Source organism: Streptomyces sp. NBC_01275 (genome assembly GCF_026340655.1).
Taxonomy (GTDB): domain Bacteria; phylum Actinomycetota; class Actinomycetes; order Streptomycetales; family Streptomycetaceae; genus Streptomyces.
The window spans coordinates 5127496-5152699 of record NZ_JAPEOZ010000001.1 but is presented as its reverse complement, the minus strand read 5'-3'; the positions used below and the strand labels follow the sequence as shown (position 1 = coordinate 5152699).

The window sequence follows — 25204 nt, the reverse complement described above, 5'->3', positions numbered from 1 at the left end:
AGCATGAACGCCAGCAGCATGAGCACGCCCACGACGCGCCGGCTCCGCATCCGGCACACCACCCGTGTCTCGTACGCGCAGGCCGCGGTCTCCTCGCACAACGAGGTCCGCATGACCCCCCTGACGCTGCCCGGACAGACCACGCTGGACGCCCGGGTGACCATCCGCCCGGCGGCCACCACCTGGTCGTACTGGGACTACTGGGGCACCCAGGTCACCGCGTTCGAGCTGATGGACCCGCACGCGGACCTCACCATCACGGCGTCCAGCCTGGTGGAGACCGCCCCGCCGGGCGAGCTGCCGCCGGCCCCCGGCTGGCCGGACATCGCCGAGCGCACCGCGCACTCCCGGCTGCTGGAGTTCGCGAACCCCACCGCGCGCACCTCGGTCTCGCCGAAGGTGCTGAAGAAGGCGCGCAAGGCGGCCGCGGGCCTGGACCCGCACGAGACGGCGGTGGCCGTGTCCTCGCTGGTCGCCGACCGGGTGGCGTACCTCCCGGGCGCCACCGGCGTGACCACCTCGGCCGCCGAGGCCTGGGAGCAGGGTGCGGGCGTCTGCCAGGACATCGCGCACCTGACGATCGCCCTGCTGCGCGGCCTGGGGCTGCCGACCCGCTATGTCTCGGGCTATCTGCACCCCGAGCGGGAGGCGGAGCTGCACCGGCCCGTCGCCGGGCAGAGCCATGCCTGGGTCGAGTACTGGGCGGGCGACTGGCACGGCTACGACCCCACGAACCGGACCCGGGCCGACGAGTCCCATGTGGTGGTCGGCCGCGGCCGCGACTACGACGACGTCACCCCGCACAAGGGCGTCTACCGGGGCGTCGCGGGCGGCCCGCCGGAGGTTACGGTGGAGTTCACCCGGGTGGCGTGAGCGGCCCGTACGGGAGCTCCTGCAGGGGAGTTCCCGTACGGAGGTTCCCGTACGGGAGCGGCCCCTACGGGGACTACTTCAGGCCGATGGCGTCGCAGGCCGCCTTGTACGCGGCGGTGCAGATCTCGGAGACCTTGTAGATGCCGTCCGCGACGACGGTCTCCTTGATGTTGCTCTTGGTCAGGGCGACCACGGTCACCAGCTTGGCCGGGATGTCCTTGTCGGTCGGGCTGTCGACCTTGTCGCGGGTGAGGGCGTCGAACTGGATGTCGCGGCCCTGGACCTTGGCGACGGCGGCCTCGGCGGCGGCCTCGGCCTCGCCGGGGTACGGCTTGTAGACGCTCATGTACTGCTCGCCGGCGACGATCCGCTGCACGGCCGCCAGTTCGGCGTCCTGGCCGGTGATCGGGGGCAGGTCGCCGTCGCTGACGCCCGCGGCCTCCAGCGCCTTGATGATGCCGCCGGCCATGGCGTCGTTGGCGGAGTAGACGCCGGCGATGTTGTCCTTGCCGATCGCGTTGATCGCCTTCGTCATGCTGGCCTGGGCGATCTCCGGGCTCCACTTGTCGGTGTCGTACGTCTTCGCGATCGTCACCCGGCCGTTGAGCTCGTTGAGCGCGCCCTGCTTGAACTGACCGGCGTTGGGGTCGGTGGGCGAGCCGTTCACCATGACGATCTTGTCGCTGAGGTCGGCGTTGCCGATGGCCTCCACCAGGGTGCGGCCCTGCACCTCGCCGACCAGCTCGTTGTCGAAGGAGACGTACGCGTCGATCGGGCCCTCGGCGAGACGGTCGTAGGCGATGACCGGGATGTTCGCTTCCTTGGCCTTCTTCACCATGGCGGCGATCTTGTGCGAGTCGACCGCGTCGAGCAGGATGACGTCGACCTTGTCGTCGATCATCTTCTGCATCTGGCTGTCCTGCGTGGGCGCGTCGCCGTCGGCGTTGACGTACTCGGTCTTGCCCTTGTTCTGCGTCAGGGCGGCGACCTTCGCCTTGATGATCGGGTAGTCGAACTCCGCGTACCGGGTGTTCGTCTTCTCCGGCATCAGCACGCCGACGGTGATGTCGTTGCTCTTCGTCGGCGTCGCGGTGGTGCTGTCCCCCGACGCGCCGAGCATGCCGCACCCGGCGAGCGAGAGGGACATCGTGGAGGCGGCCACGGCTATGGCGATACGACGCATTCAGGTGCTCACTTCAGGTGCGTTGCGGACATGGGTCCGGCATGGTGACCCAGGTGTCCCAAAAGACAACGCGGCGGCACGCATCGGAGTCAAGCGGAACTACTTAACGAAGTAGCAACATCACACTCCGCTTGATGAGGAAGACGCATGGAGACGACGCGAAGAGGGAAGCTGATTCTCTTTACGGACTCTCCATCGGAAGAGGGCCGGAGCGAGGCCGACGCGGGTTCACGACGCGGCAAAGTCCCGTACAACCAACCCAGTTCCTCGCGAGTCGTGATCACGACGGGCCTTCCGCCCGCGATCCCGACCAGAGGACCGTATGAACCCAGCAAGACGCGCGACGGCCGCGGCGGCGACCGCCGTCGCGATCGCCACGACGAGCGGCCTTCTGACGGCCGCCGCCGCGCCCGCCTCGGCCGCGACGAGCTGCACCTCACCGGTGTACAAGCGGCAATTCTTCGCGAACACTACTTTTTCCGGCACCCCGAAGAAGACCGACTGCGACGCCACGGTCAACGAGAACTGGGGCGCCGGGGCCCCGGCCCGCGGCCTGCCGAAGGACGGCTTCGGCGTCCGCTGGACCATGACCCGGGACTTCGGCTCCGGCGGCCCCTTCGCGCTGTCGCTGTCGGTGCAGGACTACGTACAGGTGTACGTCGACGGCGACCGCAAGGCCTTCCTGTGGTCGGACACGGGCAGGACGGCGTCCAAGACCGTCAACCTCACCCTGTCCAAGGGCAAGCACACCCTGCGCGTCGACTACCGCAACTGGGACAACGGCAACGCGAGGGTCAAGTTCGGCTACGCGCCCCGGACGTCGGCGAGCGTCGACAAGGTCAGGCCGCTCGCGCCGACGACGCCCTCCGCGACGTACACCCAGGCGACCGGCAGGACCAAGCTCACCTGGGCGAAGAACAAGGAGATGGACCTCGCGGGGTACCGCGTCTACCGGAAGGCGCAGGGCGCCGGCGCGTGGCAGCGGCTGGCCTCCACCACCGCCACCACGTACACCGACGCCACCCTGCCGGTGACCGGCGAGACGTACGTCTACGAGGTGCGGGCCCACGACAAGGCGGGCAACGAGTCGGCGGGCTCGGCGGACCGGTCCGTCGTCACGGTGGACCGGACCGCACCGGCCCAGGTCACCGGCCTGACGGCGACGGGCGCCACGGCGGGCAACTCACTGGTGTGGCAGGCCTCTTCGTCGAAGGACGTCGACCACTACGAGCTGTGGGGCGCGCCGGAGGGCGGGCAGGACCCGGACGGGCCCGAGCTCGTGTTCGGTACGTCGTTCACGGACGTGCGGGCGGAGGCGGGGACGGCGTACGGCTACACCGTCCGGGCCGTCGACGCCGTCGGGAACGTCGCACCGGCCTCCGCCCCGGCGACGGTCACCCGTCCCGTCGCCTCGGCCGCCCCCGCGCCGACGGACGTCCAGGGCACACCGTCCGACACCTCCACGACCGTCACCTGGACCTCGGGCGCTGCCTCCGACTCGGCCTCCGACTCGGCGGACGTCACCGGATTCCACGTCTACCGGCGCGCGTCGGCCACCGCCGCCTGGTCCCTGATCGGCAGCACCGCCACGGGGTCGTCCCCCTACTCCTACGACGACACGACCGCGCCGAAGGGCAAGGCGTACTACTACGTCGCCGCCGTCGACGGCACGGGCGTCTCCGAGTCGGCTCCCTCGACCGAGGCCGTCGTCGACCGCCTCTCCACGGCCTCCGCGACCGGCCCCGCCGCGCCCCGGCTGACCCTGGTCTCGACGGGGATCCCGGCGCGCTCCGCCATCCAGGTCACCGCCGCGCCCGCCGCGGGCGAGGAGGAGCGGGGCCTGAAGGGGTACTCCTGGGAGATCGAGGGCGCCTGCGGCTCCAGCGGCGTCCGACTGTCCACCACGGGGGCCCTCACCTGGACCCCGCCCTACAACGGCCCCTGCACGGTCACCGCGTACGCGGTGGACGCCTACGGGCGTCAGGGCGAGCAGAGTTCGTCGCTGGAGTTCTTCGTCGGCCGCTGACACGAACCTGCTGACGCGAACCTGCTGACGTGAAAGGGGCCCGGAGGTCTTCCTCCGGGCCCCTTTCGCGTTTCACGCCTCACGGTCTCCGCGTAGGCGCTCGCGTCAGTCGGACTGCTGCCGCTTGGGCCGCCACACCACCAGCGCGCTGGTCTGCTGGACCTCCTGGTACGGGACCAGGTCCCGTCGGTAGGAGGCGTGCACGGCGGCCTCGCGCTGCTGCATCGCCGCCGCCGCGCCGTCCAGCGCCGCCTGCAGCTCCGCGGCCCGGGCCTGGAGCGCCGCGACCTGGTTCTCCAGCTCGATGATGCGCTTGATGCCGGCCAGGTTGATGCCCTCGTCCTGGGACAGCGCCTGCACCGCGCGGAGCAGTTCGATGTCACGGGCCGAGTAGCGGCGGCCCCGGCCGGCGGTGCGGTCCGGGGAGACCAGGCCCAGCCGGTCGTACTGGCGCAGCGTCTGCGGGTGCAGGCCGGAGAGCTGGGCCGCCACCGAGATGACGTAGACCGGGGTCTCCTCGGTCAGTTCATACGGGTTACGTCGACGGCCGTCCATCACTCTCAGGCTCCCTTCGCGGCCTCGAACAGCTCCGCCCGCGGATCCTCCTCCGCGGTCGCCTCGCGATACGCCTCCAGCGCGTCACGAGCCTTCCCCGACAGGTCCTTCGGAACACTCACCTCCACGGTGACCAACAGGTCGCCGCGGGTGCCGTCCTTACGGACCGCGCCCTTGCCCCGCGCCCGCATGGTGCGGCCGTTGGGGGTGCCGGGCGGCAGCTTCAGGGTCAGGGAGGGGCCCCCGAGCGTGGGGACCTTGATCTCACCGCCGAGGGCCGCCTCCGTGAACGTCACCGGAACCGTCACCGTCAGGTTGTCTTCCCTGCGGCCGAAGACCGGGTGCGCGCCGACGTGGACCACGACGTACAGGTCGCCGGACGGGCCGCCGCGCTCGCCCGGTGCGCCCTTGCCGCGCAGCCGGATCCGCTGACCGTCCGTCACCCCCGCGGGGATGCGGACCTGCATGGTCCGCGACGACTTGGCGCGGCCGCTGCCCTTGCAGTCCAGACAGGGGTGCTCGGCGATCAGACCCCGGCCCTTGCAGTCCGGGCAGGGGTCCGTCAGCGAGAAGCCGCCGCCGGAGCCGCGCGCGACCTGGCCCGTGCCGACGCAGGTCGGGCACACCCTCGGCGTGCCGTTCTTGTCGCCGGTGCCCGAGCAGGCCTTGCAGGGGGCCTGCGAGGACATCCGCAGCGGGACCGTGGCGCCTTCGATGGCCTCCGTGAAGGTCAGGGTGACCTCGGTGTCGATGTCCTGGCCGCGCCGGGGCTGCGTACGGGTCGTGCCCGCACCGCCCCGGTTGAACAGGCCGCCGAACACGTCGCCGATGCCGCCGCCGAAGCCGCCGGAACCCCCGCCGCCCTGGGGGGCGCCCCCGAAGAGGTCCCCCAGGTCGAAGTTGAAGTTGCCGCCGCCCGCGCCCGGCCCCGGACGGAAGCCTCCGTTGCCGAAGAGGGCGCGCGCCTCGTCGTACTCCTTGCGCTTCTTGGGGTCACCGAGGACGTCGTTCGCCTCGGAGATCTCCTTGAAGCGCTCCTCCGCCTTGGCGTTGCCCTTGTTGGCGTCCGGGTGGAACTCGCGGGCGAGCTTGCGGTACGCCTTCTTGATCTCGGCCTCGGTGGCGTCCTTGGGGACGCCGAGAACCTTGTAAAAGTCCTTCTCGATGAAGTCCTTGGTGCTCATCCTCGACGTCCCTCCTTCCGCTGCGGACCCCTCGTCGGTTCAGACTCAGCCCTCGTCCGGGCCACCGCTGTCCTTGTCGTCGGCCGCCTCGGCCTCGTCGGAGGACTTGGCGGCCGTCGCTCCGGGCTGCGGTTCGGCCACGGCCACCCGCGCGGGGCGGATGGTGCGCTCGCCGAAGCGATACCCGGGCTGGAGAATCGCCACGCACGTCGTCTCGGTGACGTCGGGCGCGTACGAGTGCATCAGGGCCTCGTGGATCGTCGGGTCGAAGGGCTCGCCCTCCTTGCCGAACTGCTGCAGGCCCATCTTCGCCGCGACGACCTCCAGCGACTCGGCCACCGACTTGAAGCCGCCGAGCAGTTCGCCGTGGTCCCGTGCGCGGCCGATGTCGTCGAGGACGGGCAGGAGCTCGGTCAGGAGGTTCGCGATGGCGATCTCCTTGACCGCGATCCGGTCGCGCTCGACCCGGCGGCGGTAATTCTGGTACTCGGCCTGGAGGCGCTGGAGGTCCGCCGTGCGCTCGTTGAGCGCGGTGCGCACCTGGTCCAGCTGGGCCACCAGACCCGCTGTCTGGTTCGTGTCCCCGGCCGGGGCCGCCCCCTCCGCCGAAGCGGAGCTGGGGGCGGCCTTCGGCTCGGCGTCTTCAGGGGTGGCGCCGGAGGGGACGTCGGGCTTCTCCTCGAAGCCCGGGGTCTCCTCCGTCACGCGGCACCGTCCTTGCGCTCGTCGTCCACGATCTCGGCGTCCACGACGTCGTCGTCGGCCTTCGGGGCCTCGGCGCCGGGAGCGTCGCCCGCCCCCTGCGCGGCCTGGGCGTCGGCGTACATGGCCTGGCCGAGCTTCTGCGAGACGGCCGCGACCTTCTCGGTGGCGGTGCGGATCTCGGCGGTGTCCTCGCCCTTGAGCTTCTCCTTGAGCTCGGCGAGGGACTCCTCGACCTCGGTCTTGATCTCGCCCGGGACCTTGTCCTCGTTGTCCTTGAGGAACTTCTCCGTCTGGTAGACGAGCTGCTCGCCCTGGTTGCGGGCCTCGGCGGCCTCGCGGCGACGGTGGTCCTCGTCCGCGTACTGCTCCGCCTCCTGGCGCATGCGGTCGACCTCGTCCTTCGGCAGCGAGGAGCCGCCGGTGACGGTCATCTTCTGCTCCTTGCCCGTGCCCAGGTCCTTCGCGGTCACGTGCATGATGCCGTTGGCGTCGATGTCGAAGGCGACCTCGATCTGCGGGACGCCACGCGGGGCCGGCGGCAGACCGGTCAGCTCGAACATCCCGAGCTTCTTGTTGTACGCCGCGATCTCGCGCTCGCCCTGGTAGACCTGGATCTGCACGGACGGCTGGTTGTCCTCGGCGGTGGTGAAGATCTCGGACCGCTTGGTCGGGATCGTCGTGTTCCGCTCGATGAGCTTCGTCATGATCCCTCCCTTGGTCTCGATGCCGAGGGAAAGCGGGGTCACGTCGAGGAGCAGGACGTCCTTGACCTCGCCCTTGAGGACACCGGCCTGGAGCGCGGCGCCGATGGCGACGACCTCGTCCGGGTTCACGCCCTTGTTGGCGTCCTGGCCGCCGGTCAGCTCCTTGACGAGCTCGGCGACGGCGGGCATACGGGTGGAACCGCCGACGAGAACGACGTGGTCGATCTCGCTCAGCGCGATGCCGGCGTCCTTGATGACGTTGTGGAACGGCGTCTTGCAGCGCTCCAGCAGGTCGGCCGTCAGCTGCTGGAACTGGGCGCGGGTGAGCTTCTCGTCCAGGTGCAGCGGGCCCTCGGCGGAGGCCGTGATGTAGGGCAGGTTGATCGAGGTCTCGGTGGAGCTCGACAGCTCGATCTTCGCCTTCTCAGCGGCCTCGCGGAGGCGCTGGAGGGCCATCTTGTCCTTGGCGAGGTCCACGCCGTGGCCGGCCTTGAACTGCTGCACCAGGTAGTCGACGACACGCTGGTCCCAGTCGTCGCCGCCGAGGTGGTTGTCGCCGTTGGTGGCCTTCACCTCGACGACGCCGTCGCCGATCTCCAGCAGGGACACGTCGAAGGTGCCGCCGCCGAGGTCGAAGACGAGGATCGTCTGGTCGTCCTTGTCGAGGCCGTACGCGAGCGCGGCCGCGGTGGGCTCGTTGACGATGCGAAGGACGTTCAGACCGGCGATCTCGCCGGCTTCCTTCGTCGCCTGACGCTCGGAGTCGTTGAAGTACGCCGGGACGGTGATGACCGCGTCGGCCACCTTCTCGCCCAGGTACGCTTCCGCGTCGCGCTTCAGCTTCTGCAGGATGAACGCGCTCATCTGCTGCGGGTTGAAGTTCTTCCCGTCGAGCTCGATCGTCCAGTCCGTGCCCATGTGGCGCTTCACGGAACGGATGGTCCGGTCCACGTTCGTGACCGCCTGGCGCTTGGCGACCTCGCCGACGAGCACCTCACCGTTCTTCGCGAAGGCGACGACGGACGGCGTGGTCCTGGCACCCTCGGCGTTGGTGATGACGGTGGGCTCGCCGCCCTCCAGAACGCTGACGACGGAGTTAGTCGTGCCCAGGTCGATGCCGACCGCACGTGCCATGGTGATCTTCCTCCAGCTGACTTGAGTGGAACAGGCTCAAGTGTGCACGACGCCCACCGCTCGGTCAACAGACCTGAGTCGCACGGACTCAACTCTTATCCGTTCCTTACACGCAATCCGGCACTGACCTGCGCAGACACAAACCGCCCCACCCTGCGAACCCCGGATTCAGGGGGACGAACATCGACCTCGGGTTGACGCCTGGGGGCGTAGACGGGGGGTCTGGGGGTGGCCTCCGTCGCCGTACGACGAAGACCGCCGGCCGGCGCGCGAAGGGGACCGCCCTCCGCCGCGCGACGAAGGCCGCCCTCCGCCGTACGACGGAGGTCGCCGACCGGCGCGCGACGAGGGCCTTCGGCCGCCGCACGAGGGAAGTCGCCGGCCGGTGCGCGGCCAGGAGCCTCGGCCTCCGGGCCGCGCGGGCCGGTCGCCGGCGGCTGGGGGGAGACCCGCGCCCTCAGGCCGCCGCCCCCGCCGGTGCCCCCGCCGGTGCCGCCGCCGCGGCGGCCACGCGCGCGTGGCGGCTTCGGTCCGTACACCGCCACCCGTAGCAGTCCGAGTACGACGACGAGGGCCCCGCCCGCCACCCACAGCAGCGCCTGCGCTCCCGCCCAGCCGGTGTGCACGAGAACCCCGACGAGCACCCCGGCGAAGGCGGCGACGCCGATCAGGACCGTCGCCCCTTGAGGGGTGAGCCCGAGTCTGCGCAGGCGGTGGGCGAGATGGTCGGGGCCGCCGCGCAGCTGGGGCCGTCCGGCCAGTCGGCGCGACGCGGCGACGAGGACGGCGTCGGCGACCGCGACCGCGGTGAGCGCGAACAGCACCCCCGCCCCGGCGACCGCGTCGTGCCCCGCGCGGGCGAGCAGTGAGGCCGCGGCGAGCAGGAACCCGGCGAACAGCGAACCGCACGCGCCGAGCGCCACGCGCGCGGGAGGCCAGTTGTGCATCAGGAACCCGGTCAGCGCGGCGGCGAGCACGCTCAGCAGCACCGCCAGTCCGTCCATGACCTCGGCCGCGGCGCAGGCGCCCACGCCGAAGGCGGTGACGACCCCGACGGTGCCGGCCACCCCGTCGGCGTGGTCGAGGGACCGGAAGGCGAGGGCGACGAAGGTGATCCAGCCGACGCCCGCCGCGCCGGCGACCGCCCCGGTGTCGCCGTACGGCACCACGCAGGCCGCCGCGACCGCGGTGCCGATCACCAGGAACCGTGCCTTGAGCCGCCACACGTCCGCGATCAGGCCGAGCCCGGCGACGGCGGCCCCGGCGACGAGCAGCACGCCGATGCCGTCGCCGAGCGGGGCGATGCCGGTCCGGTCCCCGGCGACCGCGACGAGGCAGGTGCCGAGCACGACGGCGACGCCCCCGAAGAGCGGCACCCGTCGCTGCCGCTGCCGCCGGTCGGTCAGCCCGAGGCGCAGGGCGGGCTCGCGCAGCAGCGCGGCGAGGACGGCGGTGAGGAGCAGGGCGGTGGTGGCGGCGACGATCCCGTAGAGCACGGATATAAATTAGTCATAAATGTACCAATTTGGTACGAATAACACGACCGGATTACCGCCCCGATCCCTACGACTCCCGAGCGACTTCCGAGCCGTTCCTCAGGCAACCCTCAGCGATCCAGATCACTCCGCACCCCGCTACAGTGCGACGGAGAATAAGGGGTAGTCTCAGACGGACTGCATAAGTTACCGCTTAGTAATGACCCCTCGCAGGCCCGAGGAGCCCCCTCATGCAACTCGCCGCGATCATCGTGTCGCTGGTTCTGACCGTGGTCGGCGTCGCGCTGCTCGCACGCGCCATCGGTCAGTTCGTCCAGTACTTCAAACTGGGCCAGCCGCTCCCGGCCGGCGCCCGGATCGACAACCCTTACCAGCGCAGTGTGACCCTGGTACGGGAGTTCCTCGGCCATACGCGGATGAACCGCTGGGGCATCGTGGGCTTCGCCCACTGGTTCGTGGCGGTCGGCTTCCTGACGCTGCCGCCGACCATCGTCACGGCGTACGGCCAGCTCTTCGAGGCCGACTGGACGCTGCCGGTCATCGGCGGCTTCCTGCCGTACGAGCTGTACATCGAGTTCATCGCCGCGATGACGACCCTCGGCATCGCCACGCTGATGGTCATCCGGCTGCTGAACCTGCCGTCCCGCCCCGGCCGCAAGTCGCGCTTCGCGGGCTCGAAGATGGGCCAGGCGTACTTCGTCGAGTACGTCATCCTCACCATCGGCCTGGCGATCTACGTGCTGCGCGGCCTGGAGGGCGCACTGCACCACGTGGACCACTTCGAGGCCGCGTACTTCGCCTCGTACCCGCTGATCCTGGCCTTCAAGGGCCTGAGCGTCGCCACGCTGCAGAACCTGGTCTACCTCACCGCGATGATCAAGCTGGGCACGACCATGATCTGGATGATCACGGTCTCGCTCAACACCAACATGGGCGTGGCCTGGCACCGTTTCCTGGCGTTCCCGAACATCTGGTTCAAGCGCGAGGCGACCGGCGGGACGGCCTTGGGCGGCCTCCAGCCGATGACGTCCGGCGGCAAGGCGATCGACTTCACCGACCCGGGCGACGACGACGTCTTCGGCGTGTCCCAGGTGGAGCAGTTCTCCTGGAAGGGCCTGCTGGACTTCTCCACGTGCACCGAGTGCGGTCGCTGCCAGTCGCAGTGCCCGGCCTGGAACACGGGCAAGCCGTTGTCCCCGAAGCTCCTGATCATGTCCCTCCGTGACCACGCCCACGCCAAGGCCCCGTACCTGCTGGCCGGCGGCGGCAAGACGGCGGAGGGCGAGGAGAAGGGGTCCGAGGAGCAGCTGAAGGACGTCCCCGCGGCGGCTCTCGCGGAGGCCGAGCGCCCGCTGATCGGCACCGCCGAGGAGAACGGCGTCATCGACCCGGACGTCCTGTGGTCCTGCACCACCTGCGGCGCCTGCGTCGAGCAGTGCCCGGTGGACATCGAGCACGTCGACCACATCGTCGACATGCGCCGCTACCAGGTGATGATCGAGTCCGCGTTCCCGTCCGAGGCGGGCACGATGCTCAAGAACCTGGAGAAGAAGGGCAACCCCTGGGGCCTGGCGAAGAAGCAGCGCCTGGAGTGGCTCAAGGAAGTCGAGTTCGAGGTCCCGGTCGTCGGCAAGGACATCGAGGACCTGACCGAGGTCGAGTACCTGTACTGGGTCGGCTGCGCGGGCGCGCTGGAGGACCGGGCGAAGAAGACGACGAAGGCGTTCGCCGAGCTGTTGCACATCGCGGGCGTCAAGTTCGCGATCATGGGCGGCGACGAGAAGTGCACCGGCGACTCCGCGCGGCGGCTGGGCAACGAGCCGTTGTTCCAGGAGCTGGGCATGGAGAACGTCATGGCCCTGAACACGGCGTTCGGCGAGGAGCTGGACGACGACGGCAAGGTCGTGGCGGAGTCCGCGAAGCCCAGGTCGGCGAAGAAGATCGTCGCCACCTGCCCGCACTGCCTCAACACCATCGGCAACGAGTACCCGCAGCTCGGCGGCGACTACGAGGTCATCCACCACACCCAGCTGCTCCAGCACCTGGTCGACGAGGGCAAGCTGATCCCGGTGACGCCCGTCGAGGGCATCATCACCTACCACGACCCCTGCTACCTGGGCCGCCACAACAAGATCTACACGCCCCCGCGCGAGATCATGTCCGCCGTCCCGGGCCTGCGCCAGCAGGAGATGCACCGCCACAAGGAACGCGGCTTCTGCTGCGGCGCGGGCGGCGCACGGATGTGGATGGAGGAGCGGATCGGCAAGCGCATCAACAACGAGCGCGTCGACGAGGCCCTGTCCGTGAACCCGGACATCGTCTCCACGGCCTGCCCCTTCTGCCTGGTCATGCTGACCGACTCCGTCAACGGCAAGAAGAACGAGGGCAAGGCCAAGGAGTCGATCACGGTCGTCGACGTCGCCCAGCTGCTGCTGGAGTCCGTCAAGACGCCGGTGGTGGACGAGGAGCCTCCGGCGGGGGCGGCCGAGTCGGAGAGCGAGCCGGAGCCTGCGCCGGTGAAGTAGCCTGCGCGGCTTGCGCATCGTTGTGCGGCGCCCCCTGTCCTTTCGGACGGGGGGCGCTGTGGTTGTCAGCGGGCCAGATGGCGTATGAGGCCGGCGAGTTGGGGCCGGGTGACACGCAGAACCGCGTCCGGGGCGTCGCTCTCGCGGAGGAGGACGGCGATATTGGGGATGGCAGCGACTTCAAGGCAGTTGGGGGCGTCATCGTCCTCGGAGGAAACGGGCCGTGGCCTGCACCTGGTGCACGCCTACGCGGACGACTGGGGCTGGTTCCAGGTGAACGGTGTGCACGGCGGCGACGGCACGTACGTCTGGTGCGAACTGAACCCCTGACTGCTCCCTGACTCCTCCCTGACTGCCCGTCGACTTCCCACTGACCGCTCCCTGACCACCCCTGACGGCACCCCCGACCCGCCCCCTAAGGGATGTCACAGCTCAGCAGCAAACCCGCCCCCGAACCACTCGGCCGGGCACGTCACTCCCCCGGACCAGGTACGTTCGATGACGTGGCTGGATTCAGGATCGGACGTGGCGGCCGGGACGGCCGCGCCCCGCAAGCGCGCCCCCAAAACCCTCCGTACGGGCAGCAGGCGCCGCAGGGCCAACCGGGCCCCTCGGGGCCGTCGTACGGCTACCCGCCGGCGCAGCAGCCCCAGCGCCCGCAGTACCGCGGTGGTCAGCAGCCGCCGTACGGCGGGGGAAGCGGCGGCGGCCAGTGGCCGCAGGCGAACGGCGGCGGACAGGGCGGCGACGAGCCGGAGTACTTCGGCGGAAACGGGAACGGCAGCGGAAACGCCCCGTACAACCCTCCGGGCCAGGGCCCGCACGACCCGTACGCGGCGAACAACGCGGGTCACACCCAGGCCTTCTCGATCGACGACCAGTACAACCAGGGCGGGACCTACCACGCGGGCTCCACGCCCCCGGCGGGCCCGATCGGCCCTCGGCTGCACTGGAAGGACCTGCTGCGGGGCATCGTCCTGGCCCCGAACCAGACGTTCCTCCAGATGCGGGACTACACGATGTGGGGCCCCGCCCTCGTCGTCACGTTCCTCTACGGCCTGCTCGCGGTCTTCGGCTTCGACGGCGCCCGCAAGGACGCCATAAACGCCACCCTCTCCAACGCGATCCCGATCGTCCTGACGACGTCCGTCGCGATGGTGCTGAGCTCCTTCATCCTGGGCGTGGTCACCCACACCGTGGCCCGCCAGCTGGGCGGCGACGGCGCCTGGCAGCCCACGGTCGGCCTGTCGATGCTGATCATGTCCCTCACGGACGCCCCACGCCTGGTCGTCGCGATGTTCTTCGGCGGCGACGCGTCGTTCGTCCAGCTGCTGGGCTGGGCGACCTGGGTCGCGGCCGGCGCCCTCCTCACCCTCATGGTCACCCGCTCCCACGACCTCCCCTGGCCGAAGGCCCTGGGCGCGTCGGCGATCCAGCTCATCGCCCTGCTGTCGATCGTGAAGCTGGGCACGTTCTGAGAACCTGAGGACCCGAGAGCCTGTCCACACCTGTGGAAAACAGAGAATGAAGAAGGGGCTCCCCGCACACAGCGGGGAGCCCCTTCTAGCTGGACTTCCCCGGCCAACCCGCTCAGCCTGCCGGCTCGTCAGCCGGTCTCGGCGAACTGGCCGGTGCCCACGACCTTGAGCAGGGCGAGGCGTTCGGCGGTGTCGCTACCGGCGGGCGGGGTGTACAGAACCACACGCTGGTCGCCCTCCGGCGCGAGCAGCACCTGGCAGTCCAAGTCGACCATGCCGATCAGCGGGTGGACGATGCGCATGCGCGAGGTCCGGCGTACGGCGACTTCGTGCAACTCCCACAGGCCGGCGAACTCCTCACTGGCCTCCCGCAGTCGCTCCACCAGGCGCGTCGCGGCGGTATCGCCCACGTGTCGACCCACGGCCGCCCGCAGGTCGGCCACATGCAGCCGGCTGTAGTAGTCGTGCTCGTCGGCCGGGTATGCGGCGCGCTGGGAAGAGTCGGTGAACCACCGCCAGACCACGTTACGCCCGTGCTCGGACACCGAGCACACCCTGCCCAACAGGGCCTCGGCCATCGCGTTCTGGGCCAGGACGTCGCCGAGGTCACCGAGTACCTGGACCGGTGTGGTCGGAAGCTGGTCCAGCAGGTGCAGCAACCCCGGCTTCACATGGTCGCCGCTGGACCGGCCGGCGGGCGGACGACGGCCTGCGAGGAGGTGGAGGTGGTTGCGTTCGTCGGTGCTCAAACGCAGGGCGCGGGCCAGCGCTGCGAGCATCTCCGGCGACGGCTGGGGGCCGCGGGCCTGTTCGAGACGGATGTAGTAGTCGGCGGACATGCCAGCGAGCTGCGAGACCTCCTCGCGGCGCAGGCCCGGTGTACGGCGCCGTGGGCCGTTCGGCAGACCGACGTCCTGCGGACGCACCCGATCCCGGGAACGGCGCAGGAAGTCTGCGAGTCCGGCTCGGTCGATCGTCATGCCGGTCATCATGCCGGAGGCCTCCGGGCTCAACCAGGGACTGCCGATCCCAGGGTCGAGAAGGCTCTCCCGGCACCTGCACTCCGGCGGCACTGTGGGGCGGGCCGGAGCGCAACCGCCCCGGTCACAGCAGCGGCAGCGACACACGCGGGGAGCACTTCATGGCCACTGTCACCGTCAATGGCGCCCAGGTCCACTACGAGCGAGTCGGCTCGGGCCCCGCGCTCGTCCTGGTCCACGGCACCGGATCGGGGGGTGCCGCCGTCAACTGGGGGCAGGTCGCCCCGCGGTTCACCCCGCACCGCACCGTGATCACCCCCGACTTGTCGGGCACCGAAGCCACCGTCGACGACGGCGCTCCGCTGACCGCCGAGGGACTCGCCGCCCAGGTCATCGCCGTCATCGAGGACGGGGCGGAGGGACCGGTGGACCTGCTGGGGTTCTCCATGGGCGCCACCGTCGTCGCCACCGTCGCGGCGCTCCGCCCCGACCTCGTACGACAGCTGATCCTGGTGGCCGGCTGGGCGCACACCGACGGCGACGAGTACCTGCGCAGCCTCCTCACTCTCTGGCAGGACCTCGGCACACGTGATCCCTCGTCCTTCGGCCGCGCCGTGGCGATGACCGGCTTCAGCCGCGGCTTCCTCAACGCCATCGGCCGTGACCAGTTCGAGGCCCTGATCCCCAATATGCCGCCCACCCCGGGCACCCTGCGCCACATCGCCTACGACCTCCACGTGGACATCCGTCCGCTGCTTCCCCGCATCCAGGCCCACACCCTCGTCATCGGCTGCAGCCAGGACATCACGATTCCGGTCGAACACAGCCGCGCTCTTCATGCCGCCATCACGGGCAGCACCTACGCGGAGATCGACTCGGGCCACGTGGCTTTCTTCGAACAGGAAGACGTCTTCGTCAAGCTCGTGACCGACTTCGTCGAAGGACCCTCCACGGCACCCTCCACGACCGACGCGTGATCGGATGCAGCCAAGCCCAGAACGCCTCATGCCAAGGGGCCTAAGTTGAAGTCGTGGACGATGAAGCGATCACCATCAAGCTCACGCGCGATCAGGCGTTGGTGCTGTCGGACTGGCTCTACCGAGCGATGTTCCGGTCCGACGACCTTGAAGGGATCGTGTCCGACCGGGCCGTCTGGTCGCCGATCTACGCGATCTCAGGAACGCTGGACAAGACGCTGAGCGAGGTCTTCATGCCCGACTACGGCCCGCGACTCGAAGCGGCAAAGCAGCGCCTCCGCGTCGGCCTCTACGGCGAAGGCGATGAACCGACGTCCCCGGCCGAGGGCGGCTGACCCGCCGCTCGACATCTGCACACCACCAAGGGCCCTCGGCAGACAGCCGAGAGCCCTTGCCTCACCTCGCCTGCCTGCGCGGCAGCAGACACAAAAATCCGCAGGTCAGAGTGCTTCCCGAGACGGAGTGATCGGCTCCCCCGACTTACGCACTACAGGCAGGACACTCCACGGAAAGTTGATCCAGGCATCCGTCCGCTTCCACACGTACTCGCACTTCACCAGCGACTGCGGCTTCTCGTAGATGACGGCGCTGCGTACCTCGGCGACGGCGTCCAGGCAGAAGTCGCGGACCAGCTTGAGGGTCTTGCCGGTGTCGGCGACGTCGTCGGTGATGAGGATCTTCTTCTGGGAGAAGTCGACGACGTTGGGGACGGGCGCGAGCATGACCGGCATCTCCAACGTGGTCCCCACCCCCGTATAAAACTCCACGTTCACCAGGTGGATGTTCTTGCAGTCCAGGGCGTAGGCGAGCCCGCCGGCGACGAAGACGCCCCCGCGGGCGATGGAGAGGACGACGTCGGGGACGTACCCGTCGTCGGCGATGGTCTGCGCGAGCTCACGGACGGCGACGCCGAACCGCTCGTAGGTCAGGTTCTCCCGTACGTCGGACATGCTCACGCCCTCACACCTGGGTCCGATGGAAGTTCAGGAAGGACCGGGAGGCGGTGGGACCGCGCTGGCCCTGGTACCGGGAGCCGTACCGCTCGCTCCCGTACGGGTGCTCGGCCGGCGAGCTGAGCCGGAACATGCACAGCTGGCCGATCTTCATGCCGGGCCAGAGCTTGATGGGCAGCGTCGCGAGGTTGGACAGCTCCAGCGTCACATGCCCGGAGAAGCCGGGGTCGATGAACCCGGCGGTGGAGTGGGTGACGAGCCCGAGCCGGCCGAGGGAGCTCTTGCCCTCGAGCCGCGAGGCCAGATCGTCGGGCAGGGAGACGACCTCGTAGGTCGAGGCGAGCACGAACTCCCCGGGGTGCAGGATGAACGGCTCGTCGCCCTCGGGCTCCACCAGCCGCGTCAGATCCGCCTGCTCGACGGAGGGGTCGATGTGGGGGTACCGGTGATTCTCGAACACCCGGAAGTAGCGGTCGAGGCGTACGTCGACACTGGACGGCTGCACCATGGATTCGTCGTAGGGATCGATCCGTACCCGTCCGGCGTCGATCTCGGCCCGGATGTCCTTGTCTGAGAGAAGCACGCCCTGAGGATACGCAAGGCGCGCGGAGCCACCACAATCGGACGGCTTCCACGCGCCAGGCAGTCTCCTAATGCTGCGTTTCTACGTTCCTACCGCTTCTCAAGCGTCACCTGCACCACGCTGCGCAGCCGCGCGCAACGAGGACACCGGACGAGCCGCCCGGGACCGAGCCGCTCGGCCTGCTGCATCGGGAACGAAGCGGTGCTGAACACGTGCCCATCGGCACAACGGACGACGGTGCGCTCCATCAAGTCCTAGAGTCCCTTCCCCAAGAGCCGCGTCCGGCTGCTGCTCGCCGGACGACGAAGCGCCACATTACGGGACGAACGGGACGGCCCTCCAGGCGGCACTCCGACCCCGCCCGACCCCTCTTCCACCGACCCCACCGTACGCCCCAACTCCGGCCCCCCGCAGCCCGATCCCTCCCCCGAAACGCACACGGACCCCTGGGCTTCAGCGCCCGGGGTCCGGCATGAGGTAGAGTGACTGAGCGTTCGGACACCGGTTACGGACCGGCGTCTTACGCGGGTGTAGTTTAGTGGTAGAACATCAGCTTCCCAAGCTGAGAGTGCGAGTTCGATTCTCGTCACCCGCTCCAGCAGAAACCCCCAGGTCGTGGACCTGGGGGTTGTTTGTTGTCTAGACCGGTGGGCCGGGCGCGCACCATATCCGCACCACGAGGGGGTGTGGGATGTGAACCCACGGCGCCATCGCTGCCACGACGGTTTTCAAGATGGCTGATGACTTCACTCAACTTCAACGCTGATAGCTTCGCGAGTGTGATCGTGTATCCGCTTTGGCATGTTGGCCACCAGAACGAGGCCGGCAACAACGACTCGACCGTTCACGTCGACGAGTGCGGCGTCTTCGTCGACGAGCAGGACGGCGACGACGTGAAACTGCTCGGCATCTACTCGACACGGGAGCGGGCAGAGGAAAGCATGAAGCGAGCTCAGTTGCTGCCGGGCTTCCGGGACGAGCCGGAGTGCTTCATCCTCGATGGTTACGAACTCGATGAAGACATCTGGACCGAGGGCTTCGTGCGGATCCCACCAGGCGAATAGGGGCAGTGACTGCCGCGAGAGGTGCAGCAGCGACTACGAGCGGCCGGTGCCGGCCGTGCCTTCCAGGCATCCGAAGCTCCCAAAGCCGCGTTGATCGAACCCCTGAAGCGGTGCTCTGAGAAGCCATGCCGCACTCGGCGCGTGCGGTGGCTGTCATCATCATGGGATGGCAGGCAGGCAGCTCCCGGCAGGTTGGACCCTGGAGGAGATCCGCAAGGTCTCCGGCGACGGGGAGGCCACACCTCTCGACACCGATCGCGTCGTGACAGGCTGGCCGGCACAAGGCGAGCGACTCCACCCCGAGATCGTCCTGGGATTCCACGGGCTCTGCCTGGTGAAAGCCGTCAACGACGACGACTGGTACATGGGCAGCCTGAACGACGACGGCAGCGTCACCTGCTGGAGCGCCTACGGCGACCTCTACGAGGCACTTCGCGGCCTCTAGCCCGACGACACCTGTACCGGCCGGGCGCCGACGTCCGTCTCGGTTTCCGTCTCATTCAGCGCCGTTCACAGCCATTCACATCCGTTCAGAGTGGAAAGCGTGTCGGCCCGCGTCTGAGGAGCCTGGTGTCGAGACCGCAGTCGACAACTTCTGGCGTTCTGGCCATGATTGGCCAATGCCCGAGTTCAGTTTTCCGGACCGCTCCCAGGTGCCGACCTCGGATGCCGTAGACCGGAGCTGGCCGGCGACCGTTTCTGCACTGCCCCTTGGGTCTCATGTCAGCGGACTGGTCATCGGCCGGCAGCCGTTCGGTGTCTTCCTTCTCCTCGATGGCGTACCGAATGCAGTCGGCCTCGCCGAGATCACCGCCATGCCTCACCACATGGAACTGCCCGCCGTGGGCTCCACCGTCGCCGGTGAGGTGATCTGGCACGCAGATCACAACCGCCAGGTGAAGATCAAACTCGATGTATGGAACGTATCCGGCTGATCACCTCCCGGACATGACAGCACGAGCTCCGGACCCGGCTATTCCTCCTGGTCAGTGCCCCAAGCATCGGATGGTCGGCTCAGCGGGTGACCATGACGGCGTCCAGGATGACGGTGGATCTTTGGGGTGTGCTGCCGGAGAGGACCCGCAACTGCACCTTGTGGGTCGTGATCGTGGTGCCGAGTGTGTGGGTGAACACCACTGGCCGGTAGGCGGTCTTCGCAGCGTAGGTGTTCACCGTGCCGACCGTTTTTCCGTCCACCACGACCGCGAAGCGCCCGCCGTTCGACTTCCGGGTCGCCACTATGCGCAGTTGGGTGCCGTCCGCCGAGAAGGACACGTACGCACCCTTGGCGGCGGAGGTACGTTCGGTGCCGGACCAGGCGGAGGATGCCGCCACCGACTTCCAGGCGCCCGTGTAGTGCAGTGCCGCCGCACGGTCGTCGACCGGGATGCCGGTGGTCGCCGCCTTGCTCCAGGGGCCGGTCTGGCCGGCGTCGTCGTGAGCGCGGACGTAGAAGCGGTAGGTGAGTCCGGCCACCGGCTTCACGGGGCTGCCCGCTTTGCCGAAGACCGCGGAGGTGGCCGTGGTGCCGGTGCGCCAGGTCTGCAGTGACCCGAGCTTCCAGACGCCCGCGCTGTTACGGGTGGCGACGCGCCAGCCGATGTCGTACGACTTCACGCCTGCGGTCTTCGCCGACCAGGTGACCGGCACGGACGCGGTGGTCGCCGCGCTGCTCGCGACGGCCGGCGCGGTGACGGAGGCGGCGGGGGCCGCCCGGCGCAGGGTCACCTTGCCACTGATGTCGGCTGCCGCCCGGCCGGTGACCGTGTCACGCGCGGTCAGCGTCCAGGTGTACGCGCCCTCGGCGGCTGCTCCGCCCGTCTGTGTCGTCCCGTTCCACACCGGTGCGACCTTGCCGCCGGAGGCTGTACCGGTCAGGGAACGCACCTGCGTGGTACCGGACTTGAGGGTGAGCGTCCAGCTCACCGGCCGGTTGTAGGCCCAGGTAGGGGTCCAGGTGTCGGCCGATCCGTCGCCGTTGGGGCTGAAGCCTGCCGAGGCGGCGGCCGAGGCAGCGGTGGGAACGCCTGCCCAGGTCACGTGGGTGACGCCGGCGGCGTCCATCCAGGCTGCCCAGGGCGCGTCACGGTCGACCGCCCACCGGTCGGCGGCGGCGGAGTCGGCCTTCTCGGGGAGGGCGAACAGGGGCTGCGCCACGGTCGCCGTCCCGCCCAGCGGCTGGGCGTTCAGCGTGACGGCGCCGCCGTCCGAGGACTTGGTGAAGGTGTAGAGAACGTCCGTGCCGAGGATCGGCGTGTGTACGGAGGCGTCCACGGCGGTGCCGGTCGAGCTCCCCGCCGTGAGCAGCAGGCCGGTGGTGGAGGCGGCCCCGCAGGTGGTCAACAGGATCCGGGAGCCGCGCACCTGGAGGCCACCGGGAAGGCAGCTCACGGTGGCGACGGTGGTGGCGGTGCCGGTGGTCAGGTCGGTCCGGCGGATCGACCAGGTGGACGTGGTGCCGTTGCGTACCGAGGAGTACACGGCGCCGCCGTCCAGCGCGGAGCCGGCAGGCACCCTCTGCCTGTCGTCGTTGGCGAAGGTGTCGAGGAGGAGAGTGCCGTCGGAGGCGGTCGTCTTGTCCGCCAGCAGGACGTGCGCACCGTCGAAGTCCACGACGTTCACGTCCGAGAGGTCGTAGAAGTTCAGCTGTGTGCCGACCAGCTTGCCGTCCTCGTATACCTGGAGGTGGGCCAGCGCGGGGGGACCGCCCTGCCCGACCAGGACGCGTCCGCCGGCGGCGGCCAGGGTCTGGTGGACCAGGCCGTCGGAGTAGTCCAGGACCCGGGACGGCGTGCTCGCCGAGGCCCCGGCCGGGCCGGCCGACAGGTTCGAGCGGAGCAGGACTCCCCGCTGACGGGAGGAGTCGTCGGCCGTGTAGAGCGCGCCATGGGACAGGGCCAGGGCGTCCAGCCTGGCGGGGCCGGCGGGGATCGTGGTGGCGTCACCGGTGGCGGTGGACACCCGGCCGTCGGCGAGGGTCTGGATCGCGGCGTCCGCATCGGGCCGGTAGAGCGTCACGCGCATCTTGCCGTCGTCGCCGACCGAGAGGTCGGTGAAGGTTCCGCCGAGGTCTTTCGCCGCGGTGGAACCGTCCCTGGCCATCGCGAACAGCTCGGACGATCCGTCCGACGAGTCGAACTGGTACCAGGCGAGCGTGTCATCGCTGATCCAGTGCGCCCCGCTGACGGGCAGGGTGACGGTGGACGAGCCGTCCCCGGGCGCCGACCGCTGCCACTGCGTCAGGGTCGCGCCGTCGATGACCCCGACCCGGCTGGGGGTGAACTCCAGGCCCTGCGGCAGCTCGTCGGTCGTGGGCTCTGCCACGGTGACCGTGCTGCCGGTGGCGAAGTCGACGTACACGATCTCGTGGCCCCAGCCGGGCGCGGTCCGCCGGAGCACCAGGGCGCCATGCGCGTCCGAGGCGAGGATCTCGTACTGCTCGTCATCGGACAGCAGTGTGCGGTCTTCGCTGCCGGGTGCGCGCAGCAGCAGGCGCACTCGGCGGGCGGAACTGTCGTCGTCGTAACTCTGCTGGACGAGGATGCCGTTGCCGGCCTGCCCGCGGTAACGCTCGTCCCCCGCGGCTCCCGAACTGTCGTAGGCGATCGGGAGAACGTCCTCGTCACCGGAGTCGAGGTGGCGCAGCGTGACATGGTCGGCGAGATCACCGTTCGGGTTGGCGGAGGTGGCGGCGGCCGCCACCCCGTCCTGCACGGACACCGCGTCGACGTTCACCGATTCGTCGGTGTCCGCAAGCCTGCCAAGGTCCTGGGGGGCGCCTCCGGAGACGGCGAGCCAGCCGTGCGCCAGCGTGTCGGCGGCGGTCTTCTGCCGCCAGACGACCGCCTGACCGGAACCGGATATCTCGTCTGCGGCGGGCACCGAAGTCGTCCGCGCGGCCAGCGTGGTCGACACGTCGGTCGCAGGCACGGCAACGGCCGTGACAGGGGTGATGGCCTGGGCTACGGCGAGCGCCGTGAGGGCTGCCGGGACAGCGAGGAAGCGGCGTCTGTGGGAAGGCATGGCAGCCCGATCTCTGCTCGAACATCAAGGCGCGAATCATGACACGGAGGTCCGCGACGCACAGCGGCCTGATCTTGTTTCTCACCGAACAGGGCACCCCTCTTACCAAGCAGAGGATGGAAACCTCCCGAGGTCCGTCGCCCCGCCCCCGGACCACTACAGCCGTCAGGGACGATCTGGTCGGACGCCTGGAACGTCGTCCGGGGCTCAGCCGTGCAGTGAGCGGTATGCCGCGATCGCCCCGGGGTGCAGGGGGACGGCGCCTGTGCCGATGAGGCTGCGGACGTCGAGGAACTGGGTGCCGACGGCGTTGTGGGGCACGAGTTCGGTTGCGCGGAGGACCAGCAGGCGGGTGAGCGCCTCGGCCATGCTGCGGGGCAACTCGGGGCGGCACACCAGCAGGTTGGACACTCCGATGGTGGCGACCCCGCCCGCCGCCCGGTACGCGCCCTGCGGCAGGGACACCTCTTCCAGGCCCGAGCCCGCCTGGCCGACCTGTCCGCCGAGCCGGGGCAGCAGGCCGGCCAGCGGCAGGAACCGTAGACCGAACCGGTCGTCGAGCTCGGACAGAACCGGCAGCGGCACACCGCCCGCCACGAGCAGAGCGTCGACCGAGCGCGCCCGCAGGGCGTCGGCCGCGTCGGCCAGCGGGAGATGGCGGACGACGGCATCGCCGCCCGGCGACAGACCCGCGGCGTGCAGGATCTGTTCGCCGAGTACGGCCGCGCCCGATCCGGTCGCGCCGAGCGACACGGTGTGTCCGGCCAGGTCGGACACCGCACGCACGGGCGAGTCGGCGCGGACGACGAACTGGAGGTAGGTCTCGTACAACCTGCCGATCGCGCACAGGGGCACGGGGTGCGGGAAGAGGGCGGCGCCCTGGGCTGCCCGTGCGGTGTCGGTGAGGACGAGCGCGAGGTCGGCGCGGCGGTCGCGGAGCAGTTCGATGTTGGTGACGCTGCCCGGGGTGGTGCCGACGCGGCAGCTCAGACGGGGATATGCCGCCTCGAGTTCCGTGGCGAAGAGGCGGCCGAAAGCCTCGTAGAACGCCGTGGGCTCCCCGGTCGCGAAGCGCAGGACACCGCTCGGTCCAGGCCGCTGCCGGGAGGCGTCGCCTGTGAGCGCGCCCCCGAGGACGGCGACGGCCGCCGAGCCGAGGGCGGTGTGCAGAAGGGTGCGGCGGTCGACAGGACGGGTCATCGCGCACCGCCGCGCGGATCATGGGGCGTTGTGGTCTCCCGGGGATCAGGAGCGAGCCACCCGTGCGGCCGACGAGCGTCGCGGCGGCCGTTCATCCCGTACCTCCGTCGCTGCGGTCGGCCGCGGCCACAGCGCACGGCACGAGCGCTGTGGCCCGCAGTCCTCGCGGTCGCGCCGGCCCCAGCTCCAGTCGGCCTCCCCGGCCCGCCAGCAGCTGTTCGACGATGGCCAGCCCCAGGCCCGTCCCCGCTGTCCCGTCCTGTCGTTGTCGGCCGGAGCGCCAGAATCGCGTGGTGGCCTGGGCAAGTTCCTCCGGGGTCAGGCCGGGTCCGTCGTCCGTCACCGTGAGGAACGCGTGCGGACCTTCGACGGCGCAGCGCAGGGAGATCTCGGCGTCCGGGCCCGCGTACTTGATGGCGTTGTCCAGGAGGATGTCCGTGATCTGGGCGAGTTCGCGGTCCGTGCAGCCGGCCATGACCGGGGTCGCGGCGGCCTGGAGCGTGAGGCGGGTGCCGGCACGGCGGGCGACCGGCGCCCACAGCCGGAACCGGGCGGCCGCGACCGCCGCCGCGTCGCAGTGGGCGTCCGAGCCGTCGGTCACGGCCAGTTCCCCGGCCCGGTGTTCCGCGGCGGCGAGAGCCAGCATGTCGTCGAGCAGGGTCTCCAAACGGTCCAGTTCGGTGGTCACGCCCCTGTACGTGCGGTCGGCGGACGCGGGCAGGTAGGAGTGCAGGGCGTCGACGCGCAGCCGGAGCGCCGCCATCGGGTTGCGCATCTGGTGGGAGGTGTCTGCGACGAGTCGGCGCTGCTGTTCCAGGGCTGCCGTGACCGTACGCGCCATGCGGTTGAAGCCGGTCGCGAGCTGGCGAAGTTCCGGTGGGCCGCCGACGGGGGTCCCCCCGCTCGGACGGAGTCGAGAGTGGGGGAGGGTGTGTTCGGGCGGGAGTCCCGCGGCGAGTTGTCCGACCGCGCGGTCAAGGCGACGCAGCGGGCTGACCACCCATCTCGTCGCGGCCCGCGCGAGGACCGTGCAGGCGACGGCGACCAGAGCGGTCCCCGCGAGGACGGCGGCCCAGCGCCGGGTGACGTCCTCCGCCGCGGTCTCGACCGAGGCCCGCAGCACGACGGCCCCGGAGACCCGGGTCCCGGTGCCCGCGGGCTCGGCGAACATCCGGGACCCCTTTGACCAGGGACGCAGCGCGCCCGTGGGATGCGCGGTCTGGTTGCGCAGCGCCGCGTCGAGGAGCCGGCCGACGGCGGGGTCGGCGGCCCTCATACCGCCGGTCTGCACGACGGGACGCCGGCGTGTGTCGGTGACGACGAGCGGTTCGCCGTACAGCTGTGTGTAGCGGCGTGCCTCGGCGGTGACGGCCGAGGTGTCGCCGGTCTGCGCGGCCTGGTCCATGAGGGACGCGAAGCGGTCGAGGTCCGCGCTGCGGGCGAGGACGAGTTGCTGGGTGCGGTCGGACGCGGTGAACAGCAGCAGCGGTACGGCGAACGCGGCCACCGCGATCACGACGAACAGCAGCAGTGCGGCCTGGACCCGGGTGCGCACGCGTCG

The 25204-nt window shown here is 70.0% G+C and carries 23 protein-coding genes and 1 tRNA gene; 11 read left to right on the top strand and 13 right to left on the bottom strand.

Going from position 1 to position 25204, the window contains the following annotated elements:
* Positions 1-3 precede the first annotated feature (3 nt).
* Positions 4-873, top strand: coding sequence for a transglutaminase family protein (locus tag OG562_RS22670; protein WP_266400612.1), 870 nt, complete (start codon positions 4-6; stop codon positions 871-873).
* 73 nt (positions 874-946) lie between these two features.
* On the opposite strand, the gene OG562_RS22665 is transcribed toward OG562_RS22670, so the two are convergent.
* Positions 947-2056 carry a sugar ABC transporter substrate-binding protein gene (locus OG562_RS22665; RefSeq protein WP_266400611.1) on the bottom strand — a complete coding sequence of 370 codons (1110 nt, stop codon included), beginning with the start codon at positions 2054-2056 and terminating at the stop codon, positions 947-949.
* Positions 2057-2378: 322 nt separating this feature from the next.
* Here OG562_RS22665 and OG562_RS22660 point away from each other — a divergent pair, with 322 nt between their 5' ends.
* On the top strand, positions 2379-4082 hold the full coding sequence (locus OG562_RS22660) for a PA14 domain-containing protein (protein ID WP_266400610.1): 1704 nt from the start codon (positions 2379-2381) through the stop codon (positions 4080-4082).
* A 105-nt stretch (positions 4083-4187) separates the two neighbouring features.
* Here the strand turns inward: OG562_RS22660 and OG562_RS22655 are convergent, their stop codons facing one another.
* The 5 genes from OG562_RS22655 to OG562_RS22635 form a co-directional block, all read right to left on the bottom strand.
* Positions 4188-4637, bottom strand: a complete 450-nt coding sequence (locus tag OG562_RS22655) for a helix-turn-helix domain-containing protein (RefSeq protein WP_266400608.1) — start codon at positions 4635-4637, stop codon at positions 4188-4190.
* Positions 4638-4642: 5 nt separating this feature from the next.
* Positions 4643-5821 carry a molecular chaperone DnaJ gene (dnaJ, locus tag OG562_RS22650; RefSeq protein ID WP_266400607.1) on the bottom strand — a complete coding sequence of 393 codons (1179 nt, stop codon included), beginning with the start codon at positions 5819-5821 and terminating at the stop codon, positions 4643-4645.
* 45 nt (positions 5822-5866) lie between these two features.
* Positions 5867-6526 (bottom strand): nucleotide exchange factor GrpE, encoded by a 660-nt coding sequence (gene grpE, locus OG562_RS22645; RefSeq protein ID WP_266400605.1) that lies wholly within the window; start codon positions 6524-6526, stop codon positions 5867-5869.
* Positions 6523-8364, bottom strand: a complete 1842-nt coding sequence (gene dnaK, locus OG562_RS22640) for a molecular chaperone DnaK (RefSeq protein ID WP_266400603.1) — start codon at positions 8362-8364, stop codon at positions 6523-6525. The genes grpE and dnaK overlap by 4 nt, the downstream gene beginning before the upstream one ends.
* Positions 8365-8459: 95 nt before the next feature.
* Complete coding sequence (locus OG562_RS22635) at positions 8460-9860, bottom strand: MraY family glycosyltransferase (RefSeq protein ID WP_266400601.1); 1401 nt, start codon at positions 9858-9860, stop codon at positions 8460-8462.
* A gap of 230 nt (positions 9861-10090) precedes the next feature.
* Here OG562_RS22635 and OG562_RS22630 point away from each other — a divergent pair, with 230 nt between their 5' ends.
* Complete coding sequence (locus OG562_RS22630) at positions 10091-12385, top strand: (Fe-S)-binding protein (protein WP_266400599.1); 2295 nt, start codon at positions 10091-10093, stop codon at positions 12383-12385.
* Between the two features lie 65 nt (positions 12386-12450).
* Here OG562_RS22630 and OG562_RS22625 read toward each other — a convergent pair whose 3' ends face one another.
* Positions 12451-12546, bottom strand: coding sequence for a hypothetical protein (locus OG562_RS22625; RefSeq protein WP_323187663.1), 96 nt, complete (start codon positions 12544-12546; stop codon positions 12451-12453).
* A gap of 7 nt (positions 12547-12553) precedes the next feature.
* Between OG562_RS22625 and OG562_RS22620 the strand changes: the two genes are divergently transcribed.
* Complete coding sequence (locus tag OG562_RS22620; RefSeq protein ID WP_266400596.1) at positions 12554-12715, top strand: ATP-binding protein; 162 nt, start codon at positions 12554-12556, stop codon at positions 12713-12715.
* Positions 12716-12807: 92 nt separating this feature from the next.
* A complete protein-coding gene (locus OG562_RS22615; protein ID WP_266400595.1) occupies positions 12808-13863 on the top strand; it encodes a Yip1 family protein in 1056 nt (351 codons plus the stop codon).
* A 128-nt stretch (positions 13864-13991) separates the two neighbouring features.
* Here the strand turns inward: OG562_RS22615 and OG562_RS22610 are convergent, their stop codons facing one another.
* Positions 13992-14852 carry a helix-turn-helix transcriptional regulator gene (locus OG562_RS22610; RefSeq protein ID WP_266409462.1) on the bottom strand — a complete coding sequence of 287 codons (861 nt, stop codon included), beginning with the start codon at positions 14850-14852 and terminating at the stop codon, positions 13992-13994.
* 152 nt (positions 14853-15004) lie between these two features.
* On the opposite strand from OG562_RS22610, the gene OG562_RS22605 reads away from it, so the two are divergent.
* Together OG562_RS22605 and OG562_RS22600 are read left to right on the top strand one after the other, a co-directional pair.
* Entirely contained in the window at positions 15005-15820 is an 816-nt protein-coding gene (locus tag OG562_RS22605) for an alpha/beta fold hydrolase (protein ID WP_266400592.1), read from the top strand.
* 53 nt (positions 15821-15873) lie between these two features.
* Complete coding sequence (locus OG562_RS22600; protein ID WP_266400591.1) at positions 15874-16155, top strand: hypothetical protein; 282 nt, start codon at positions 15874-15876, stop codon at positions 16153-16155.
* 105 nt (positions 16156-16260) lie between these two features.
* Here the strand turns inward: OG562_RS22600 and OG562_RS22595 are convergent, their stop codons facing one another.
* Both OG562_RS22595 and dcd read right to left on the bottom strand, forming a co-directional pair.
* Positions 16261-16770 (bottom strand): phosphoribosyltransferase, encoded by a 510-nt coding sequence (locus OG562_RS22595; RefSeq protein ID WP_266409461.1) that lies wholly within the window; start codon positions 16768-16770, stop codon positions 16261-16263.
* A gap of 10 nt (positions 16771-16780) precedes the next feature.
* Complete coding sequence (gene dcd, locus OG562_RS22590) at positions 16781-17356, bottom strand: dCTP deaminase (protein WP_266400589.1); 576 nt, start codon at positions 17354-17356, stop codon at positions 16781-16783.
* 524 nt (positions 17357-17880) lie between these two features.
* Here dcd and OG562_RS22585 point away from each other — a divergent pair.
* The 4 genes from OG562_RS22585 (at position 17881) to OG562_RS22570 (ending at position 19355) form a co-directional block, all read left to right on the top strand.
* Positions 17881-17954 (top strand) — tRNA-Gly (locus OG562_RS22585).
* Between the two features lie 142 nt (positions 17955-18096).
* Positions 18097-18420 carry a hypothetical protein gene (locus OG562_RS22580; protein WP_266400586.1) on the top strand — a complete coding sequence of 108 codons (324 nt, stop codon included), beginning with the start codon at positions 18097-18099 and terminating at the stop codon, positions 18418-18420.
* A 166-nt stretch (positions 18421-18586) separates the two neighbouring features.
* Entirely contained in the window at positions 18587-18865 is a 279-nt protein-coding gene (locus tag OG562_RS22575; protein ID WP_266400584.1) for a hypothetical protein, read from the top strand.
* A gap of 175 nt (positions 18866-19040) precedes the next feature.
* Positions 19041-19355 (top strand): hypothetical protein, encoded by a 315-nt coding sequence (locus OG562_RS22570; RefSeq protein WP_266400582.1) that lies wholly within the window; start codon positions 19041-19043, stop codon positions 19353-19355.
* Between the two features lie 79 nt (positions 19356-19434).
* Here OG562_RS22570 and OG562_RS22565 read toward each other — a convergent pair whose 3' ends face one another.
* The 3 genes from OG562_RS22565 to OG562_RS22555 all read right to left on the bottom strand — a co-directional run bounded on the left by OG562_RS22565 (position 19435) and on the right by OG562_RS22555 (position 25198).
* The gene (locus tag OG562_RS22565; RefSeq protein WP_266400579.1) at positions 19435-22443 is read right to left on the bottom strand and encodes a hypothetical protein; all 3009 of its coding nucleotides are present in this window, start codon (positions 22441-22443) and stop codon (positions 19435-19437) included.
* Positions 22444-22650: 207 nt separating this feature from the next.
* Entirely contained in the window at positions 22651-23643 is a 993-nt protein-coding gene (locus OG562_RS22560; protein WP_266400577.1) for a TAXI family TRAP transporter solute-binding subunit, read from the bottom strand.
* A 91-nt stretch (positions 23644-23734) separates the two neighbouring features.
* Positions 23735-25198: a HAMP domain-containing sensor histidine kinase gene (locus tag OG562_RS22555; protein ID WP_266400574.1), complete on the bottom strand. Its 1464-nt coding sequence runs from the start codon at positions 25196-25198 to the stop codon at positions 23735-23737.
* Positions 25199-25204 lie beyond the last annotated feature (6 nt).